Below are 2,877 nucleotides of genomic sequence, written 5' to 3' on the forward strand. Positions count from 1 at the left end.
AATTCCGGGATCTCAGATCACTGGTCATGTTCACATCTTCCTCTCTATGAGTTATGAAGATAGTGTATAATGATGAAATCATTTTAAATAGAAGCCAGGTTATCATATGATTAATAATGCCTATGTTCAGCAGAACCGAAATGGGAGAGGTTGTCATGATATCGAAAAGCAAGGAGCTTGGGTTATTTTTAAAAAAGAAAAGATCCACACTGAGACCCGAACAATTCGGACTCAAATGCGATAAAAAAAGAAGAGTGGAAGGGCTGAAGAGAGAAGAAGTTGCGGACTTGGCCGGAGTCAGCATTGACTGGTATGTGCGCATTGAACAGGGACAGAATGTGAACCCATCCATAGACGTGCTGCTCTCTTTGAGTCGGGTTTTTCAATTGAATAACGAAGAAAGAAGATATTTATTTAATTTGTCTGACAAAAAATTGCCTGTGGAAGACGCAGCTTCCGTTGCGATTTCGGACACCTTGCAGAAATTCCTGGATAGTCAAAATCCTAATATCGCTTATGTGACGGATAACAAATTATCGGTCATTGGATGGAATGAAACTGCGCTAAAGGTATATGGCAATTATCAAAAAATGAATGCGAAAGAAAGAAATTCCGTTTGGAGAGCGTTCAATGATCCTTATCTCAAGGAGCTGCTGCATGATTGGGAAGGACACTCCAAATTACGTGTTGAACAATTGAGAGCCAATTACAACTATTATGAGAACGATCATGAAATAAATGAGATCATAAATGAATTAAATGAAAATAATCCTTTATTTAATAAATGGTGGAATAACCAAGGCATTATGGGAACGCCAGAGGGTCAAAAACTGTTGCATCACCCTGTAGCGGGAAACTTATACCTCAGTTATATTTCATTTCGATCAGCAGAAATTGAGGGAGCCAATATCACCATTCAAATGCCCATAGATGAGGGTACAAGGCATAAATTAAAGCAGCTTTAATAGAAACTTGCTTGGCTTCATGTCCGGTGGGTTGGATGAATCGGTTGCCGGCCCGGTACTGGCCGTTATTGGCAGACCCTGATTCTGGGATATATTTCTTCACTAAAAAACGCCTTTAATGGAGAAAGTATCTCTCATAGAGCTTGAAAGGGATCAGAAAGGAATCGGGGTCAAATGAAAAAATCATTTTGGATGATCATGTTAACCACCATTTTTCTTTTGCTGCGCGATCAGGGTACAGCATGGGGAAACGATGTGATTCCCGCAAGCCGTGAGCTATATGAGAAGAATGGATCCGTGCTGTGGGAAGTACATACCGATCAAAAGGTTATTGCGTTAACCTTTGATGATGGCCCGGACCCGGTGGAGACGGAACAAATTCTCAATCTATTGAAGCAGTATCATGCCAAAAGCACTTTTTTCGCCATTGGAGAGCGTCTTCATGCCTATCCTGAGGTTGCCCGAAAAGTGGTGGAGGAAGGGCATGAGCTGGCCAATCATACGTATCATCATGTGTATTTCAAACGGCCGGTTAACGGGAACCTTGTGGTAAAGGAACTGGAGCGGACAGAAGAAGAGATCCTGAATATTACAGGCAAGCGGAGCGGATTGTTTCGGCCTCCGGGAGGCTTTTATGATGATGATTTGGTAAAAATCTCGACCGGGCAGGGGGAAAAGCTTGTCCTGTGGTCCTGGCATCAAGACACAAGAGATTGGAGCCGTCCCGGCGTATACAAGATTGCGAATAAGGTCATACGAAACGCCAGGAACGGAGATATTGTATTATTTCATGATCATGTATATGGCCAATCCCAGACCGTTCAGGCCTTGAAAATTATTTTGCCCAAGCTGCAGCAAGAGGGATTTCGCTTTGTGACGGTCTCCGAGCTCATGAAATCCTCCAAACACAGAAATGAAATCAAAGGGGAATCTTCCGAAACCCCGTTTGATAATATTATTTTCCCGAAGCTAACGCCAGGGTCATAACGCCCCAAGGAGTTGTCACCACTGAGGCTCATCCGGATTATTTTTGCGAAGTGAAATTTCTGCCGAAGACGGCCTGACTCATTGAATCATGAGTCAGGCCGTCTTTGGCATGCCAGGTGCCCGGCGAAGCTTATTATCCTTGCATTCAATTCATCAACAACTCTGGCGTAGTCAAGATTTGGGTTATCTCATCCGCACATTGCCGGACGGCCGGGATATGGAAATGATCCTTTTCTGTTGTGACACGGGTAGAAGGGCCGGATAATGAAACAGCCGCAAACGCTCTGCCATTTCTAAATATAGGTGCCGCAATGCACCGCACCCCGACTTCCGACTCCTCATTGTCCAGCGAGTACCCGTTCTCCCTGATTTGATGCAGCTGTTCTATGAAAGTGGCGGGATCAACGATCGTATTGTCTGTCTTCTTCTCGAACTTAATTGCATTCACCAAGCGCTGCAACGTTTCTTCTTCTTGGAAAGCAAGTATGCATTTCCCGCCTGCGGTGTAGTGAACTGAATTTACATATCCCACTTCCTGATGGGTCCGTGTCGAATAAAGTCCGCTTACGACTTGCGAAATCACTACTTCCGTTCCTCTCAAGACGGAGACATCGATCGATTCGTTCGTTAGCTTGCTTAGCTTCATCATGGGCGGAACAGAGAGCCAATTCAAATCGAATGACTGACGAACACTCTGCGACATCAGCGAATGCACGAATTTATCCGAAATTTGATAACGGTTATTATCATTGCGATCGATAAAGTGATTTAGTTCCAATGTGCTGACCAATCGATATGTAGTGCTCTTGTTGAATTCAAGAGCAACCATTATCTCCTGTACAGTGAGATTTGGCCGGTTGATTAATAGCATCAACAAATCAAGTCCTTTTTTTAACGTTCCTACTTCAGAACTGATGGAGTCCAC

Annotated in this window: 3 protein-coding genes; 2 read left to right on the forward strand and 1 reads right to left on the reverse strand. The window is 43.8% G+C overall.

What is annotated here, in order from left to right; all coding sequences use genetic code 11:
• Nucleotides 1-155: 155 nt before the first annotated feature.
• Both KIH86_RS20135 and KIH86_RS20140 read left to right on the forward strand, forming a co-directional pair.
• Nucleotides 156-965, forward strand: coding sequence for a helix-turn-helix transcriptional regulator (locus KIH86_RS20135; RefSeq protein ID WP_223081991.1), 810 nt, complete (start codon nt 156-158; stop codon nt 963-965).
• Between the two features lie 174 nt (nt 966-1,139).
• Nucleotides 1,140-1,952: a polysaccharide deacetylase family protein gene (locus KIH86_RS20140; RefSeq protein WP_223081993.1), complete on the forward strand. Its 813-nt coding sequence runs from the start codon at nt 1,140-1,142 to the stop codon at nt 1,950-1,952.
• A 145-nt stretch (nt 1,953-2,097) separates the two neighbouring features.
• Here KIH86_RS20140 and KIH86_RS20145 read toward each other — a convergent pair.
• Nucleotides 2,098-2,877 (reverse strand): IclR family transcriptional regulator (locus tag KIH86_RS20145; RefSeq protein ID WP_322098666.1); only part of this gene is annotated, 780 nt, incomplete at its 5' end.

Source organism: Paenibacillus sinensis (assembly GCF_019904155.1).
Classification (GTDB): Bacteria; Bacillota; Bacilli; order Paenibacillales; family Paenibacillaceae; genus Paenibacillus_AQ; species Paenibacillus_AQ sinensis.

Coding starts and splice junctions, on each gene's coding strand:
- KIH86_RS20140 (WP_223081993.1), top strand. CDS start 1,140: ATGAAAAAATCATTTTGGATGATCATGTTAACCACCATTTTTCTTTTG.
- KIH86_RS20135 (WP_223081991.1), top strand. CDS start 156: ATGATATCGAAAAGCAAGGAGCTTGGGTTATTTTTAAAAAAGAAAAGA.